At 73.1% G+C, this 16564-nt stretch carries 14 protein-coding genes and 1 tRNA gene; 13 read left to right on the top strand and 2 right to left on the bottom strand.

The window, feature by feature from the left end; translation table 11 throughout:
* Positions 1-255: 255 nt before the first annotated feature.
* Positions 256-537, top strand: coding sequence for an HU family DNA-binding protein (locus ACWCPN_RS03790; RefSeq protein WP_067001509.1), 282 nt, complete (start codon positions 256-258; stop codon positions 535-537).
* A gap of 93 nt (positions 538-630) precedes the next feature.
* Here the strand turns inward: ACWCPN_RS03790 and murA are convergent, their stop codons facing one another.
* Positions 631-1971 (bottom strand): UDP-N-acetylglucosamine 1-carboxyvinyltransferase, encoded by a 1341-nt coding sequence (gene murA, locus ACWCPN_RS03785; RefSeq protein ID WP_451202201.1) that lies wholly within the window; start codon positions 1969-1971, stop codon positions 631-633.
* 264 nt (positions 1972-2235) lie between these two features.
* On the opposite strand from murA, the gene ACWCPN_RS03780 reads away from it, so the two are divergent.
* From ACWCPN_RS03780 to ACWCPN_RS03750, 7 genes are all read left to right on the top strand, one after another.
* A complete protein-coding gene (locus ACWCPN_RS03780; RefSeq protein WP_451202199.1) occupies positions 2236-2808 on the top strand; it encodes a YqgE/AlgH family protein in 573 nt (190 codons plus the stop codon).
* 29 nt (positions 2809-2837) lie between these two features.
* Positions 2838-3116 (top strand): DUF3039 domain-containing protein, encoded by a 279-nt coding sequence (locus ACWCPN_RS03775; protein WP_143638399.1) that lies wholly within the window; start codon positions 2838-2840, stop codon positions 3114-3116.
* A 217-nt stretch (positions 3117-3333) separates the two neighbouring features.
* The gene (locus ACWCPN_RS03770; RefSeq protein WP_451202197.1) at positions 3334-4959 is read left to right on the top strand and encodes a beta-N-acetylhexosaminidase; all 1626 of its coding nucleotides are present in this window, start codon (positions 3334-3336) and stop codon (positions 4957-4959) included.
* 279 nt (positions 4960-5238) lie between these two features.
* Positions 5239-6132: an FAD binding domain-containing protein gene (locus ACWCPN_RS03765; protein ID WP_451202195.1), complete on the top strand. Its 894-nt coding sequence runs from the start codon at positions 5239-5241 to the stop codon at positions 6130-6132.
* Complete coding sequence (locus tag ACWCPN_RS03760; RefSeq protein ID WP_451202194.1) at positions 6129-7727, top strand: 2Fe-2S iron-sulfur cluster-binding protein; 1599 nt, start codon at positions 6129-6131, stop codon at positions 7725-7727. The genes ACWCPN_RS03765 and ACWCPN_RS03760 overlap by 4 nt, the downstream gene beginning before the upstream one ends.
* Positions 7724-10036 carry a xanthine dehydrogenase family protein molybdopterin-binding subunit gene (locus ACWCPN_RS03755; RefSeq protein ID WP_451202192.1) on the top strand — a complete coding sequence of 771 codons (2313 nt, stop codon included), beginning with the start codon at positions 7724-7726 and terminating at the stop codon, positions 10034-10036. The genes ACWCPN_RS03760 and ACWCPN_RS03755 overlap by 4 nt, the downstream gene beginning before the upstream one ends.
* 194 nt (positions 10037-10230) lie before the next feature.
* On the top strand, positions 10231-11391 hold the full coding sequence (locus ACWCPN_RS03750; RefSeq protein ID WP_392401521.1) for an SUKH-4 family immunity protein: 1161 nt from the start codon (positions 10231-10233) through the stop codon (positions 11389-11391).
* 1 nt (position 11392) lies between these two features.
* Here the strand turns inward: ACWCPN_RS03750 and ACWCPN_RS03745 are convergent.
* Positions 11393-11467: transfer RNA gene (locus tag ACWCPN_RS03745), tRNA-Cys, on the bottom strand.
* A 184-nt stretch (positions 11468-11651) separates the two neighbouring features.
* Here ACWCPN_RS03745 and ACWCPN_RS03740 point away from each other — a divergent pair.
* From ACWCPN_RS03740 to ACWCPN_RS03720, 5 genes are all read left to right on the top strand, one after another.
* Entirely contained in the window at positions 11652-13094 is a 1443-nt protein-coding gene (locus ACWCPN_RS03740) for an MFS transporter (RefSeq protein WP_451202190.1), read from the top strand.
* A 32-nt stretch (positions 13095-13126) separates the two neighbouring features.
* The gene (locus ACWCPN_RS03735; RefSeq protein WP_451202188.1) at positions 13127-13324 is read left to right on the top strand and encodes a hypothetical protein; all 198 of its coding nucleotides are present in this window, start codon (positions 13127-13129) and stop codon (positions 13322-13324) included.
* The gene (locus ACWCPN_RS03730) at positions 13324-13698 is read left to right on the top strand and encodes a type II toxin-antitoxin system death-on-curing family toxin (RefSeq protein ID WP_451202186.1); all 375 of its coding nucleotides are present in this window, start codon (positions 13324-13326) and stop codon (positions 13696-13698) included. The genes ACWCPN_RS03735 and ACWCPN_RS03730 overlap by 1 nt, the downstream gene beginning before the upstream one ends.
* Positions 13699-13818: 120 nt before the next feature.
* Positions 13819-15618 (top strand): DEAD/DEAH box helicase, encoded by a 1800-nt coding sequence (locus tag ACWCPN_RS03725; protein ID WP_451202184.1) that lies wholly within the window; start codon positions 13819-13821, stop codon positions 15616-15618.
* A gap of 283 nt (positions 15619-15901) precedes the next feature.
* Positions 15902-16543: an IclR family transcriptional regulator gene (locus ACWCPN_RS03720; protein ID WP_365126867.1), complete on the top strand. Its 642-nt coding sequence runs from the start codon at positions 15902-15904 to the stop codon at positions 16541-16543.
* The last annotated feature ends 21 nt before the right edge of the window (positions 16544-16564 follow it).

Raw genomic sequence — 16564 nt, 5'->3', positions numbered from 1 at the left:
GTGCAGGGGCTGTGAGGATGGACACGGCAGCCCCCGCACCGGCGCGTCGTGGAACCCCCCACCGGCGGGCGCCCTCTAGGGTGACGGCCGAGCAGGCGCTTTTCGTGTGACTCCCTAGGGTGTTCTCACGACTCCTACGGGTGCCGGATTGGCATTACCGCCGCAGGTAGGGGCAGGATGCGTCTTTGGGCGCGAGCGCATCGGCATCGATCTCACCTCACGCCTCAACGGCAAGAAGAACACGGGAGTAACAACATGAACCGCAGTGAGCTGGTGGCCGCGCTGGCCGACCGCGCCGAGGTGACCCGCAAGGACGCCGACGCCGTTCTGGCCGCGTTCGCCGAGGTTGTCGGCGACATCGTCTCCAAGGGCGACGAGAAGGTCACCATCCCCGGCTTCCTGACCTTCGAGCGCACCCACCGTGCCGCTCGTACCGCGCGCAACCCGCAGACCGGCGAGCCCATCAACATCCCGGCCGGCTACAGCGTCAAGGTCTCCGCGGGCTCCAAGCTCAAGGAAGCGGCCAAGGGCAAGTAAGCGCTCCGCTCAACGGGTGCTTCGGCCGAAGTCGTCGAAAAGGGCGGCCCCCCTCGTACCGAGGGGGGCCGCCCTTTTGCTTTCGGCCGCCGTCTAGCCGAGTGCCTTGCCCGGCAGCTCGACCTTCGCGCCCAGTTCCACGAGCTTCTCCATGAAGTTCTCGTAGCCGCGGTTGATCAGTTCGATGCCGTGGACGCGGGAGGTGCCCTCGGCGGCCAGGGCCGCGATGAGGTACGAGAAGCCGCCGCGCAGGTCGGGGATGATCAGGTCGGCGCCCTGGAGCCGGGTGGGCCCGGAGACGACCGCGGAGTGCAGGAAGTTGCGCTGGCCGAAGCGGCAGTCGGAGCCGCCCAGGCACTCGCGGTAGAGCTGGATGTGGGCGCCCATCTGGTTCAGCGCCGAGGTGAAGCCGAGCCGGGACTCGTACACCGTCTCGTGGATGATGGACAGGCCCGTCGCCTGGGTCAGGGCGACCACCAGCGGCTGCTGCCAGTCGGTCTGGAAGCCCGGGTGCACGTCCGTCTCCAGCGCGATGGACTTGAGCTGCCCGCCCGGGTGCCAGAAGCGGATGCCCTCGTCGTCGATCTCGAAGGCGCCGCCCACCTTCCGGTAGGTGTTCAGGAACGTCATCATCGAGCGCTGCTGGGCGCCCCGGACGTAGATGTTGCCGTTGGTCGCCAGCGCCGCCGACGCCCAGGAGGCGGCCTCCAGGCGGTCCGAAAGGGCGTGGTGGGTGTAGCCGCCCAGCTTGTCCACACCGGTGATGCGGATCGTGCGGTCGGTGTCCATCGCGATGATCGCGCCCATCTTCTGCAGTACGCAGATGAGGTCCTCGATCTCCGGCTCGACGGCCGCGTTGGACAGCTCCGTGACGCCCTCGGCCAGCACCGCGGTCAGCAGCACCTGCTCGGTCGCGCCGACGGACGGGTAGGGCAGCCGGATCTTCGTACCGCGCAGCCGCTGCGGCGCCTCCAGGTACTGCCCGTCGGCCCGCTTCTCGATGGTCGCGCCGAACTGCCGCAGCACGTCGAAGTGGAAGTCGATGGGCCGGCCGCCGATGTCGCAGCCGCCGAGGCCCGGGATGAACGCGTGGCCCAGACGGTGCAGCAGCGGGCCGCAGAACAGGATCGGGATACGGCTGGAACCCGCGTGGGCATCGATGTCAGCGACGTTGGCGCTCTCCACGTGCGTCGGGTCGAGCACCAGCTCGCCGGGTTCCTCACCCGGACGGACGGTGACCCCGTGCAGCTGCAGCAGGCCGCGCACGACACGCACGTCACGGATGTCCGGAACGTTGCGCAGTCGGCTCGGCGCACTGCCCAGCAGGGCGGCGACCATGGCCTTCGGTACGAGGTTCTTCGCACCGCGGACACGGATCTCGCCCTCCAGCGGGGTTCCGCCGTGGACAAGCAGGACATCGTCGTTGACGGTCATGAATCTCGCGTTCCGATGAGTCGGGCAGGGGCCGGCCGATCACTTTGCGCAGGGGCCGGAGAGACAGGGTAATCGCCTATTACCCCCGTCCTGTAAGCCCAAGTACCGCCCAGCCGCGTCATGGCTGTGTCACAACACGAACCGTTCACCGCCGGGCACAAGGGGTCACCGGCGCGGGCGCGCCCCCGTACGCCCTGAGCTGCGTTCACTCGCGCACCCCGATTGGCTCCCCACAGTGGGCGAAGATGCGGGATCATGTCTGGCATGACCGAGGTGTCCTCGCTCACAGGGCGGCTGCTCGTGGCAACCCCCGCCCTGGCGGACCCGAACTTCGACCGTGCGGTCGTGCTCCTCCTCGACCACGACGAGGAGGGCTCCCTCGGTGTCGTCCTCAACCGCCCCACCCCGGTGGGCGTGGGCGACATCCTGGAGGGCTGGGCCGATCTGGCCGGTGAGCCCGGAGTGGTCTTCCAGGGCGGTCCGGTCTCCCTGGACTCGGCGCTCGGCGTCGCGGTCATCCCGGGCGGCACGAAGGGGGACAGCGCCCCGCTCGGCTGGCGGCGGGTGCACGGCGCGATCGGTCTGGTCGACCTGGAGGCCCCGCCGGAACTGCTCGCCTCGGCCGTCGGCTCGCTGCGGATCTTCGCCGGTTACGCGGGCTGGGGCCCCGGCCAGCTCGAGGACGAGCTGGTGGAGGGCGCCTGGTACGTCGTGGAGTCGGAGCCGGGTGACGTGTCCTGTCCGGAGCCGGAGACCCTCTGGCGCGAGGTGCTGCGCCGCCAGCGCAACGAGCTGGCGATGGTCGCCACGTATCCCGACGACCCGTCGCTCAACTGATGCCCCCGCGCTTCAGTACCCTTGGCGACATGAGCACTCTCGAGCCCGAGCGCGGGACTGGTACGGGGACCCTCGTAGAGCCGACGCCACAGGTGTCCCACGGCGACGGCGACCACGAGCGCTTCGCCCACTACGTCCAGAAGGACAAGATCATGGCGAGCGCCCTCGACGGCACCCCCGTCGTGGCGCTGTGCGGCAAGGTGTGGGTGCCCGGCCGCGACCCGAAGAAGTACCCCGTGTGCCCCATGTGCAAGGAGATCTACGAGTCCATGGGCAGCGGTGGCGACGACAAGGGCGGCGACAAGTAGACGGCCGTCCGTCGTCCGCCTGACGAACCTCGGGCCCCCGGGACGCGCCGCAGACGCGGACCCGGGGGCCTTTGTGCTTTTCGGCCGTCAACTGGTCCAGACCTCTTGTCGGCATGCTCATGTCGGCAATAGCCTCCTCGAAGTCGCGCACGGCGAAGAATGCGCCGCGCCACGCGCGGTTCCCCCGTAGGAACGCTTTCCTTCCTCAAGGACCGATGTGACTGACAAGGCGGATCTGATCCCGGCTCCGGCGCGCTGTTCGCGGAACACCGCCGGGCACACCCGCATCGGCGCCGGCACCGCGCTGGAGGCGCGGCCCGGCACCGAGGGCGTCGCGCGGTGGCTGCGGGCCACCGTCGGCGCGGCGACCGGTCTGCCGCTGCCGGAGGCGGACGGCGGGGACGACCGCGTCGTGCTGAGCATCGAGCCCGGGCTGCCCCCCGAGGGCTACCGTCTCGTCGCCGACGGCTCTCCGGTGCGGATCCAGGGCGGCAGCGCGGCCGGTGTCTTCTGGGGCGCGCAGACCTTCCGTCAACTGCTCGGACCCGACGCGTTCCGCCGCGCGCCGCTGCGTCCCGGCCGGGATTGGCACCTGCCCCGGCTCACCGTCGAGGACGCCCCCCGGTTCGGCTGGCGCGGGCTCATGCTGGACGTCGCCCGGCATTTCATGCCCAAGGAAGGCGTGCTGCGGTACCTGGACCTGATGGCCGCGCACAAACTCAACGTCTTCCACCTCCATCTGACGGACGACCAGGGCTGGCGGATCGAGATCGCCCGGTATCCGCGGCTCACCGAGATCGCCTCCTGGCGGGCGCGGACGAAATTCGGCCACCGCGCCTCACCGCTCTGGGAGGAGAAGCCGCACGGGGGTCACTACACCCAGGACGACATCCGGGAGATCGTCGCCTACGCCGCCGAGCGGCATATCACCGTCGTCCCGGAAATCGACGTACCCGGCCACTCGCAGGCCGCCATCGCCGCGTATCCGGAACTCGGCAACACCGATGTCGTGGACACCTCCGCCCTCACCGTCTGGGACAACTGGGGGATCTCCGAGAACGTATTGGCGCCCACCGACACCACCCTCCGTTTCTACGAGGGGGTGTTCGAGGAAGTGCTGGAACTGTTCCCCTCCGAGTTCGTGCACATCGGCGGCGACGAATGCCGCAAGGACCAGTGGCGCCGGTCGCCGGCCGCGAAGAACCGGATCGCGGAGCTGGGGCTCGCCGGCGAGGACGAGCTGCAGTCCTGGTTCATCGGCCACTTCGACTCCTGGCTCGCCGCGCGCGGGCGCCGCCTCATCGGCTGGGACGAGATCCTGGAGGGCGGACTCGCGCCGGGCGCGGCGGTGTCCTCCTGGCGCGGCTACGGGGGCGGCGTCGCGGCCGCCCGGGCCGGGCACGACGTCGTCATGTGCCCGGAGCAGTACGTCTACCTGGACCACCGGCAGGCGCCCGGGGACGACGAACCCGTGCCGATCGGCTTCGTGCGCACCCTGGAGGACGTCTACCGGTTCGAGCCGGTGCCGGCCGAACTCGCCGCCGACGAGGCCCGGCACGTGCTGGGCACCCAGGCCAACGTCTGGACCGAGGTGATGGAGGACGCCGCGCGCGTCGACTACCAGGCCTTTCCCCGGCTCGCCGCCCTCGCGGAGGTCGCCTGGAGCCGGCTGCCCGCCCCGGCGGAGCGGGACTTCGCGGACTTCGAACACCGGATGGCCGCCCACTACCGGCGACTTGACGCCCTCGGCGTCGGCTACCGGCCGCCCACCGGGCCGCGGCCCTGGCAGCGGCGCCCCGGCGTCCTCGGCCGCCCGGTCGACGGCACGCCCCCGAACCGCTAGGAGCCGCCGGGCACCTGGGCCGCCCCCCCCCGGAACAGGTGCCCGTAGAACGAATGACGGAAAACGTCGTGGAGCCACCGAAGAGTGGCAATCGGCGCCCACCGGCGATGCCGTGCCAAAACGGAATATGTCGCCGATGAGGTGGGCGAATGCCTCCTAGCGGACCCCCGCGTCCGGCCCTTGCGAAGATGTGCCAGAGTTGCCACGTCCGCCCTGTGAGCACGTACCGTACGGCCACACAGGTGGGACCAGGTGGGGCAGCGGGAAGGGGCAGCCGGTTTGACCACGCACGCACCGCAGGCGGCGCAGGCCGTCACGCTGCCCACGACACTGGACGAGGCCGTGGCGGCCCTCACCGCCATGCCCACCGCCGTCCCCGTGGCGGGCGGCACCGACCTCATGGCCGCCGTCAACTCCGGCCAGCTCAGGCCCGCCGCCCTGGTGGGCCTCGGACGGATCAGCGAGATCCGCGGCTGGCAGTACCAGGACGGCCACGCGCTGCTCGGCGCCGGCCTCACGCACGCGCGCATGGGCCGCCCCGACTTCGCGGCCCTGATCCCGGCGCTCGCCGCCGCCGCGCGCGCCGCCGGGCCGCCGCACATCCGCAACGCCGGCACCCTGGGCGGCAACATCGCCTCGGCCGCCCCCACCGGCGACGCGCTGCCGGTGCTGGCCGCCCTCGAGGCCACGCTGATCATCGCGGGCCCGAACGCGGCCCGCCGGGAGATCCCGGTCTCGCACCTGCTGGCCGGCGTGGAGATGCTGCGCGGCGGCGAACTCATCGGCTACGTGCGCGTGCCGCTGCTGCACGCCCCGCAGGTCTTCCTGAAGGCGACCGGGCGCACCGGCCCCGGCCGGGCGCTGGCCTCGGTGGCCGTGGTGCTCGACCCGGCCCGGCGCGGGGTGCGCTGCGCCGTGGGCGCCATAGCGCCGATGCCGCTGCGCCCCCTGGACGCCGAGCAGTGGGTCGCCCAGCTCATCGACTGGGACAACGACCGCGCCCTCGTACCCGAGGCCCTGCAGGCCTTCGGGGAGTACGTCGCCGCCGCGTGCATCCCGGACCCGGCCCCCGAGCCGGACGGCTCCGTGGTCCCGCTGCCGCCCGCCGTACTGCACCTGCGGCGCACCGTCGCCGCGCTGGCCCGACGAGCACTGGGGAGGGCGCTGTCGTGACCGACGACCAGCACGGAGAGGGCACCCCGCAGGGCGGCGGCCGCTGGGACCCGCTGCCCCAGGGTGACTACGACGACGGCGCCACCGCCTTCGTCAAGCTCCCCGAGGGCGGCATCGAGGCTCTGCTCGCCGGCGACAGCCCGCTGGCCGCCCCCGGACACGGCTACGTCCCGCCGCGGATAACGGCGGCGCCCCCCGAGGGCCCCGCGGACGCCTGGCCCGCGCCCGACGGCGGCGGCCGGTGGCCCGAGCCGAACGCCGTGCCCCAGGAGCCGGGCAGCGGCGACCGGTTCACGTACCAGCCCGCGGCGACCCAGCAGTGGACCTTCGAGGAGCCCGCGGCGCCGCCCGCCCCCGGACACGACGTCACCGGACAGTGGTCCATCCCGGTCGCCGGCGGTGATCTCCCCGACGAGTCCGGCGAGTTCACCACGTCCTCGCTGGTCGAGCAGTGGGGCGGCACCCCGCCGGCCACCCTGCCCGGCGGCGCGCCCGCGCCCTGGGCGACGGAGGCCCCCGCGCAGCCGTGGGGGGAGCCGGAGCCGGACGCCGCGCCCCGCGCCGCCGACGCCTTCCCGGCGGCGGAGTTCGCGCCCCCCACCGCCGAAGCCTCCACCGCCCCCGAGTTCGCGCCCGAGCCGCCCCACGACCCGGCCCCGGCCGCGCAGGCCCCTGAGGGCCCCGCCGACGGCCCGGAACGGCCCGCCGGGCCCGCCGGTCACGAGACGGCCCCCGAGGCCCCGCAGACGCCGGACACGGCCACGGCGCCGGGCCCCGCGGACCCGGTGGACGGGACCGGCGCGCCCGAGGACACCGGACCGGCCGCGGACGCGCCGCCGGCCCAGGACCCGGCGGACGACGGAGACCCGGCCGTCCGGACCGCGGACCGGGAGGACGCGCCCGGGGACGAGCCCGCCGCCCTCCCGCCCCACGACGACCACCCGCTCGCCTCCTACGTCCTGCGGGTCAACGGCGCCGACCGGCCCGTCACCGACGCCTGGATCGGCGAGTCCCTGCTGTACGTCCTGCGCGAGCGGCTCGGTCTCGCCGGGGCCAAGGACGGCTGCTCGCAGGGCGAGTGCGGTGCCTGCAACGTCCAGGTCGACGGCCGCCTGGTGGCGTCCTGCCTGGTCCCGGCCGTCACCGCGGCCGGCAGCGAGGTGCGCACCGTCGAGGGCCTGGCCGCCGACGGACGGCCCTCCGACGTGCAGCGGGCGCTCGCCCGGTGCGGCGCCGTGCAGTGCGGCTTCTGCGTGCCCGGCATGGCGATGACCCTGCACGACCTCCTCGAGGGCAATCCCGCGCCGACCGAGCTGGAGACCCGCCAGGCCCTGTGCGGCAACCTCTGCCGCTGCTCCGGCTACCGGGGCGTCCTGGACGCCGTCAAGGAGGTCGTCGCCGAGCGCGAGGCGCACTCCGGCGCCGACGAGGGACCGGACACCGACGAGGCGCGCATCCCGCACCAGGCGGGCCCGGGCGCCGGCGGTGTCAACCCGGCGGCCTTCGAGTCACCGGGGCTCTTCGACAGCCCCGGCACCTTCGGCACACCGGGACCGCACGACCAGCAGTACGGCCAGGACGGAGGCCAGGCGTGACCAACGAAGCCGCCACCGCGACCGCCACCGCGGCGGCGCCCGCCGCCGACCCCGAGCCGCTGCCGCACGGCCTCGGCGCCTCGCTGCCGCACGCCGACGCCCGCGCCAAGACCGAGGGCACCTTCCCCTACGCGGCCGACCTGTGGGCCGAGGGGCTGCTCTGGGCCGCCGTGCTGCGCTCCCCGCACGCGCACGCGCGCATCGTCTCCATCGACACCACCCACGCGCGCGAGATGCCCGGCGTACGCGCCGTCGTCACCCACGAGGACGTCCCCGGCACCCCCCGCCACGGCCGGGGCACGCCGGACCGCCCGGTGTTCGCCTCCGAGGTCGTACGGCACCACGGCGAGCCCATCGCCGCCGTCGCCGCCGACCACCCCGACACGGCGCGGATGGCCGCCGCGGCCGTCATCGTCGAGTACGAGGTGCTCGACCCGGTCACCGACCCCGAGCACTCCTTCGAGGCCGAACCGCTGCACCCGGACGGCAACCTGATCCGGCACATCCCGCTGCACCACGGCGACCCGGAGGCGGCCGGCGAGATCGTCGTCGAGGGCCAGTACCGCATCGGCCGCGCGGACCCGGCCCCCATCGGCGCCGAGGCCGGCCTCGCCGTGCCCCGCCCCGACGGCGGCGTGGAGCTGTACCTGGCGTCCACCGACCCGCACACCGACCGCAACACGGCCGCGGCCTGCTACGGCCTGTCCCCGGAGCGGGTGAAGATCGTCGTCACGGGGGTGCCCGGCGCCACCGCCGACCGCGAGGACCAGGGCTTCCAGCTCCCGCTCGGCCTGCTCGCCCTGAAGACCGGCTGCCCGGTGAAGCTCACGGCCACCCGCGAGGAGTCATTCCTCGGCCACGCCCACCGTCACCCCACCCTGCTGCGCTACCGCCACCACGCGGACGCCGACGGCAGGCTGGTGAAGGTCGAGGCGCAGATCCTGCTCGACGCGGGCGCCTACGCGGACACCTCCGCCGAGGCCCTCGCCGCCGCCGTCTCCTTCGCGTGCGGCCCGTACGTCGTCCCGAACGCCTTCATCGAGGGCTGGGCCGTACGCACCAACAACCCGCCCTCCGGCCACGTGCGCGGCGAGGGCGCGATGCAGGTGTGCGCCGCCTACGAGGCGCAGATGGACAAGCTGGCCAGGAAACTGGGCCTGGACCCGGCCGAGGTCCGCCTGCGCAACGCGCTCGCGACCGGCGACGTCCTGCCCATCGGCCAGACCGTGACCTGCCCGGCCCCGGTGGCCGAACTCCTCCAGGCGGTCCGTGACTTCCCGCTGCCCGAACTGCCCGTGGACACCCCCGAGGAGGAGTGGCTGCTGCCCGGCGGCCCCGAGGGCGCGGGCGAGCCGGGCGCGGTGCGCCGGGGCGTCGGCTACGGCCTGGGCATGGTGCACATGCTCGGCGCCGAGGGCGCCGACGAGGTCTCGACGGCGACGGTGAAGGTGCACGACGGCGTGGCCACCGTGCTCTGCGGGGCCGTGGAGACGGGTCAGGGCTTCACCACCCTCGCCCGTCAGATCGTCCAGGACACGCTCGGTATCGACGAGGTGCACGTGGCGCCGGTCGACACCGACCAGCCCCCGGCCGGGCCGGGCTGCCGCGGCCGCCACACCTGGGTGTCGGGTGGCGCGGTGGAGCGGGCGGCGAAGATGGTCCGCACCCAGCTCCTGCAGCCCCTGGCCCACAAGTTCGGCATGTCCACCGAGCTGCTGCAGATCACGGACGGCAAGATCACCTCCTACGACGGCGTGCTGTCGACCACCGTCACCGAGGCGATGGACGGCAAGGAGCTGTGGGCCACCGCCCAGTGCCGTCCGCACCCCACCGAGCCGCTGGACGCCGCCGGCCAGGGCGACGCCTTCGTGGGCCTCGCCTTCTGCGCGATCCGCGCGGTGGTGGACGTCGACATCGAGATCGGCTCGGTCCGGGTGGTGGAGCTGGCGGTCGCCCAGGACGTCGGCCGGATCCTCAACCCCGCCCAGCTCACGGCCCGTATCGAGGCGGGCGTCACGCAGGGCGTGGGCATCGCCCTCACCGAGAACCTGCGCACCCCGCGCGGCCTGATCCGCCACCCCGACCTGACCGGGTACGCCCTGCCGACCGCCCTGGACGCGCCGGACATCCGGATCGTGAAGCTGGTCGAGGAGCGGGACGTGGTCGCGCCCTTCGGCGCCAAGTCGGTCAGCGCGGTCCCGGTGGTCACGTCCCCGGCGGCGATCGCCTCCGCCGTCCGCGCGGCCACCGGCCGCCCCGTCAACCGCCTCCCGATCCGCCCGCAGGCGGCCGTGGTGACCTCGCAGTGACCGCGCCCCCGCGCGCGGCGACGGCCGTGCGCGGGCAGGGCGGGCAACGGATCCGGCCCGTCCGGCGTCCTTCCTGGTGAGGGCCGTTGTCAGTGGTGCGGCGTAGTGTGCCGAGCAGTCGGGGGCACCCGCCCGGGCATCGCGCACGACGGCGCACGCACACAGGCACGCACGGGGACGATCGCGGGGGAGCGATGAGCACGACCGACGCCGGTATCCCGGCGATCACACTGACCGAGGCGGAACTGGGCCGGCACATCACCCACGCGCCCACCCGGGGACTGCTCACGGGCCCCGGACTGCCCGTGGACACCGCCCTGTTGACCTTCTCCCCGCTGCGCGCCCACGGCCTGCGCACCCTCGGCGACGCCACCGACGGCCCCTTCCGGCTGGCGGAGGAGCTGCGCGGCCGCCTGGTGATCGGCGAACTGCTGAACCCGGCCGGCATGGAGCGCGAGTCGATCCTGCTGGACGGCGACACCGGCGAGCTGACCACGGCCTGCCTCGTCGGCCCGTCCGCCCCGCGCCCCTTCGCCCCCTCGCTGGCCACCCTGCTGCGCTTCGCCGCGGTCACGGAGGAACTGGCGGGCCTGCGCGGCCGTTTCGCGTCCCTGGCGGGCACGTACGGCCCGAGGACGGCGACCGAGGCGTCGCGCCGCCTGCTCGCCCTGTTCGCGGAGGGCACGGACGGCCGGGTCCCGCCGTACTGGAAGGCCGCGGCCCTGATCCGCCCGCTGGCCCTCGTCGCGGGGCCGGGCACCACGTCCGGCCTGACCCTGGACGTTCCGGCCCGCCTGCTGGAGCAGGAGTTCGGCCACGGCCGGGTGGCCCGGTTCGAGGAGGTCGACTTCCCCGCCACGCTCACGCACGAGCCGACCCGCCGCTTCCTGCGCGAGACGGGCCTGCCGGAGGAGGCGGTCGTCTTCCACGCCGACACCGACGTCCCGCTGCCGACGCTCACCGAGTACTTCACCACCGAGCGCTGCGACGACTACCCCCTGGACGCCCTCCCGGCCCACGCCGGTCACCTGATCCGGCTCGGCCACCTCGTCGAGGACCACAGCCTGGTCGTCGACGGCAGAACGGGCGCGGTGCTCACGTTCAGCGAGCCCGAGGCCACGCTCCACCCCCTGAACACCGACGTGTCCACCCTGGCCTTCACCCTCTGGCTCCTGCACCACGAGCGGACCATCGACGAGCACCTGTCGAACGAGCTGACCACCGAGGCCTACGACCACCTGGCCGCGGCCATGATCCGCACCCTCACCGCGGTCGACCCCGCGGCCACCCTGCCGGACACCGCCTGGCACTACTGGACGCAGCTGTTCCAGGACGAGGCGGGCGGGGTGCTGTAGCTGGAGACCGTGGCGGGAATCGAACCCGCGTAAGTCGCTTTGCAGGCGACTCCCTGAACCACTCGGGCACACGGTCGTGTCGTGCTGTGAGAAGAACGTAGGGCGGGCCGGGGCGCCCGCTCAAGCAGAACCGCGGCCCCGCAACGGGACTGCCACACGCCGTTCATGAAGCCCGGGCCGGGGGTCTACGACCAAGGTCGGAGCACGGGCGGGACCACCGACAGGGGTCAAACCCGGCCGTGGACCTTACTCTGTCGACCATGAGTGCCCTCGAGTCCCGTGACACCGCTGTGGTGAGTGACGCCGTCGACACGGACGGCGGTGGTGTGCTGAGCCGGGAGCACCGGGCGCTCAGTGTCGGGATCGTGTCCGTCGTGCTGCTCATCGCCTTCGAGGCGACCGCCGTCGGGACCGCGATGCCCGTGGCGGCGCGCGAGCTGGACGGGCTGGCGCTGTACGCGTTCGCGTTCTCCGGGTACTTCACGACCAGCCTGTTCGGGATGGTGTTCGCCGGCCAGTGGTCCGACCGGCGCGGGCCGCTCGGCGCGCTGACCACGGGGATCGCCGCCTTCGCCGCCGGGCTCGTCGTCGCCGGGACCGCCGGGACGATGTGGGTGTTCATCCTGGGCCGGGCCGTGCAGGGCCTCGGCGGCGGGCTGGTCATCGTGGCGCTGTACGTCGTCGTCGGGCGCGCCTACCCGGAGCGGCTGCGGCCCGCGATCATGGCGGCCTTCGCCGCCGGGTGGGTCGTACCGTCCATCGTCGGCCCGCTCGCCGCGGGAGCGGTGACCGAGCACCTCGGCTGGCGCTGGGTGTTCCTCGGCATCCCCGCGCTGGTCGTCTTCCCGCTCGCCCTCGCGCTGCCGCAGATACGCCGCCGGGCGGCGGGCCCCGTGGACGGCACCGACGGCGCCGCCTCCTTCGACCGGCGCCGCATCCGGCTCGCCCTCGCCATCTCCCTCGGCGCGGGACTCCTGCAGTACGCCGCCCAGGACCTGCGCTGGCTCTCGCTGGTCCCCGGTCTCGCCGGTGCGGCGCTGCTCGGGCCCGCCGTCCTCGGACTGCTCCCGCGCGGCACCTACCGCGCCGCGCGCGGGCTGCCCTCCGTCGTGCTGCTGCGCGGGGTGTCCGCCGGGTCCTTCATCGCCGCCGAGTCCTTCGTCCCGCTGATGCTGGTCACCCAGCGGGGGCTGTCCCCGACGCTGGCCGGCTTCTCGCTGGCGGCCGGCGGGGTCACCTGGGCGCTGGGCTCGTGGGTGCAGTCGCGGCCGCGCGTGGAGCCGTACCGGGAGCGGCTGATGACGGCGGGCATGGTGCTGGTCGCCGCCGCGATCCTCACCGCGCCGAGCGTGCTGCTGCACTCCGTCCCGGTCTGGATCGTCGCCGTCGCCTGGGGCTTCGGCTGCTTCGGCATGGGGCTGGTGATCTCCTCCACCAGCGTGCTGCTGCTCCAGCTCTCCGCGCCCCGGGAGGCCGGCGCCAACTCCGCCGCGCTCCAGATCTCCGACGCCCTCTCCAACGTCGTCCTCCTCGCGGCGACCGGCGCGGCCTTCGCGGCCCTGGGCGGTGGCGGCGCGGCGGCCGCGTCCGCCTCGGCGGCCGGCGGGTCCCACCCCGCCGCCTTCGCCGCCGTCTTCCTGCCGATGACGGCGGTGGCGCTGGTGGGGGTGTGGGTGACGCGGCGGCTCCGGACTTCTGACTGACACTGGCTGGTACCGCGTAGTACCGTGACGGCATGGCTGGACTGAACCTGCGGTTTACAGACGAAGAGCTCGACGCGCTCAGGGAGCGTGCGGCGGCGGAAGGTCGCAGCATGCAGGCCTTCGCGCATGACGCTGTGGTCGCGGCCATAAACGAACGTTCACGGTTGTTCAACGAGGCGGCCGAGCATGTGCTGAAGGCCAGTGCCGAGCTGAACCGGAGGCTCGCCTGATGCACTACCTCACGCTCCCGGAGTTGCTGAATCTCGCCAAGCGGCTCGGGGCGGAAGAGGTGCGCGACTACGGACTTCTGGACTCGGCGCTGGCGCGACCCCAATCGAGCGTGTTCGGGCAGGATGCCTACCCGGACGTGTGGCAGAAGGCCGCAGCACTCATGGAATCCCTCGCTCGCAATTACGCCCTCGTGGACGGCAACAAGCGCATCGCCTGGTACGCGACCTGGGTGTTCCTGCACATGAACGGGCATCCGCTGGACGCGGACTTCGACGTGGACGAGGCCGAGCGCTTCGTGCTGGACGTCTGTCAGGGCGCCCTGGACGTGCCCAAGACCGCGGCTCAGTTGCCGGGCTTCGCGCGCCGACTGTGACGTGAGTCCCACCCGGGGGCGACCCGGCCCCGTTCGCGCGTCGGGTGTGCCGGGCCGCCGGTAGGGTGGCCCGGTTGTCATACGTAGCCGAGCCGCCCGACCGCCTGATCCACGGAGACCGTGACTACCACCGCCGCTTCCGCCGCACACTCCCACCACCTCTCGCCGGCCTTCCCCGGCCGGGCTCCCTGGGGCACCGCAAGCAAGCTGCGTGCCTGGCAGCAGGGGGCGATGGAGAAGTACATCCAGGAGCAGCCGCGTGACTTCCTCGCGGTGGCCACGCCGGGCGCCGGCAAGACGACCTTCGCGCTGACCCTCGCCTCCTGGCTGCTGCACCACCACGTCGTGCAGCAGGTGACCGTGGTCGCGCCGACCGAGCACCTGAAGAAGCAGTGGGCGGAGGCCGCGGCCCGGATAGGGATCAAGCTCGACCCCGAGTACAGCGCGGGCCCCCTCGGCAAGGACTACGACGGCGTCGCCGTCACCTACGCGGGCGTCGGCGTCCGCCCGATGCTGCACCGCAACCGCGTCGAGCAGCGCAAGACCCTGGTGATCCTCGACGAGATCCACCACGCCGGTGACTCCAAGTCCTGGGGCGAGGCCTGCCTGGAGGCGTTCGAGCCCGCGACCCGGCGGCTCGCGCTGACCGGTACGCCGTTCCGGTCCGACACCAACCCGATCCCCTTCGTCACGTACGCGGAGGGGCAGGACGGGATCCGCCGGTCCGCCGCCGACTACACCTACGGCTACGGCAACGCCCTCGCCGACCACGTCGTCCGGCCGGTCATCTTCCTCTCGTACAGCGGCAACATGCGCTGGCGCACGAAGGCCGGTGACGAGATCGCCGCCCGGCTCGGCGAGCCGATGACCAAGGACGCGGTCAGCCAGGCCTGGCGCACCGCCCTCGACCCGCGCGGCGAGTGGATGCCCAGCGTGCTGCGCGCCGCCGACCAGCGGCTGACCGAGGTGCGCAAGGGCATCCCGGACGCCGGTGCCCTGGTCATCGCCTCCGACCAGGACTCCGCCCGCGCCTACGCCAAGCTCATCCGGGAGATCACCGGCACGAAGGCGACCCTCGTGCTGTCCGACGACGCCGGCGCCTCGAAGCGGATCGACGACTTCAGCGGCGGCGACGACCGCTGGATGGTCGCGGTGCGCATGGTGTCCGAGGGCGTCGACGTGCCCCGGCTCGCGGTCGGGGTGTACGCCACCACCATCTCGACCCCGCTGTTCTTCGCGCAGGCCGTCGGCCGTTTCGTGCGGTCCCGGCGGCGCGGCGAGACCGCGTCCGTGTTCCTGCCGACCGTCCCGGACCTGCTGACCTTCGCCAACGAGATGGAGAAGGAGCGGGACCACGCCCTCGACAAGCCGAAGAAGGAGGGCGAGGAGGACCCGTACGCCGAATCCGAGAAGGAGATGGAGGAGGCGAACAAGGAGCAGGACGAGGACACGGGCGAGCAGGAGCAGTTCTCCTTCGAGGCGCTGGAGTCCGAGGCCGTCTTCGACCGGGTCCTCTACGACGGCGCCGAGTTCGGCATGCAGGCCCACCCGGGCAGCGAGGAGGAGCAGGACTACCTGGGCATCCCGGGCCTCCTCGAGCCCGACCAGGTGCAGATGCTGCTGCAGAAGCGGCAGGCCCGGCAGATCGCGCACAGCCGCAAGAAGCCGGACACCGAGGCCGACCTGCTGGAACTGCCCGCCGAGCGACGGCCGGTGGTCAGCCACAAGGAGATGATGGAGCTGCGCAAGCGGCTCAACACCCTGGTCGGCGCCTACGTCCACCAGAGCGGCAAGCCGCACGGCGTCATCCACACCGAGCTGCGCCGGGTGTGCGGGGGACCGGCCAGCGCGGAGGCGACGGCGGGGCAGCTGCGACAGCGGATCGCCAAGGTGCAGGAGTGGGCCACACGCATGCGGTAAAAGCCTGGGGTACGTGCGTATGCGGACGAATTCAGGCAGTCCGGATCCGGCCGTGACCGGATTCTGGACGGAGGCTTCCGCTCAGCGAACCGGCTTCGCTACTGTCCGGCTACGCACACGCCCCGTGGCAGCGCCGCCGCGGAGCGCAGCCGTGAAGCGACATGGCCCGGAGCCGCCGGGCGTCCTGCCGATCGGCGGCCTCTGAAGCGCGTCGCCGTCGGGACTCGGTGTCGCATCCGTCGCTCCGGTGTCCGCCGACCTCACCGCCGAAGGAGTGGGCGTCGTGACCGCGGAGACCTCCCAGACGCTCGACCGGGGACTGCGTGTCCTCAAACTGCTGGCCGACACCGACCACGGGCTGACCGTGACCGAGCTTTCCAACAAACTGGGCGTCAACCGGACCGTGGTGTACCGCCTGCTGGCCACGCTGGAGCAGCACGCGCTCGTACGGCGTGATCTGGGCGGGCGTGCCAGGGTCGGGCTCGGGGTGCTGCGGCTCGGCCGGCAGGTGCATCCGCTGGTGCGGGAGGCGGCGCTGCCCGCGCTGAGGTCGCTCGCCGAGGACATCGGGGCGACGGCGCATCTGACCCTGGTCGACGGGACCGAGGCGCTGGCCGTCGCGGTGGTCGAGCCGACCTGGACGGACTACCACGTGGCCTACCGGGCCGGTTTCCGGCATCCGCTGGACCGCGGGGCCGCGGGCCGGGCGATTCTCTCCGCCCGGCTGTCGCCGCAGGCCGACCCCGGATACACCCTGACCCACGGGGAGCTGGAGGCCGGTGCCTGCGGGGCCGCGGCGCCCCTCGTCGGGGTGACGGGGGTCGAGGGCAGCGTGGGCGTGGTCATGCTGGCGGACTCCGTGCCGGAGCGGGTGGGGCCACGGGTGATGGACGCGGCCCGGGAGGTCGCGGAGGCGCTGCGCTGAGCTGTGGTGGGCCGCCACCGA

It is taken from the genome of Streptomyces sp. NPDC002386, from assembly GCF_053593175.1.
The sequence above is the reverse complement of the archived record's forward strand: the minus strand, read 5'-3'. Positions and strand labels throughout refer to the sequence as shown.

Bases quoted from the DNA above. Each gene is read 5' to 3' on its own strand.
- ACWCPN_RS03790 (WP_067001509.1), top strand. From the start codon at position 256: ATGAACCGCAGTGAGCTGGTGGCCGCGCTGGCCGACCGCGCCGAGGTG.
- murA (WP_451202201.1), bottom strand. From the start codon at position 1,971: ATGACCGTCAACGACGATGTCCTGCTTGTCCACGGCGGAACCCCGCTG.
- ACWCPN_RS03780 (WP_451202199.1), top strand. From the start codon at position 2,236: ATGACCGAGGTGTCCTCGCTCACAGGGCGGCTGCTCGTGGCAACCCCC.
- ACWCPN_RS03775 (WP_143638399.1), top strand. From the start codon at position 2,838: ATGAGCACTCTCGAGCCCGAGCGCGGGACTGGTACGGGGACCCTCGTA.
- ACWCPN_RS03750 (WP_392401521.1), top strand. From the start codon at position 10,231: ATGAGCACGACCGACGCCGGTATCCCGGCGATCACACTGACCGAGGCG.
- ACWCPN_RS03740 (WP_451202190.1), top strand. From the start codon at position 11,652: ATGAGTGCCCTCGAGTCCCGTGACACCGCTGTGGTGAGTGACGCCGTC.
- ACWCPN_RS03735 (WP_451202188.1), top strand. From the start codon at position 13,127: ATGGCTGGACTGAACCTGCGGTTTACAGACGAAGAGCTCGACGCGCTC.
- ACWCPN_RS03730 (WP_451202186.1), top strand. From the start codon at position 13,324: ATGCACTACCTCACGCTCCCGGAGTTGCTGAATCTCGCCAAGCGGCTC.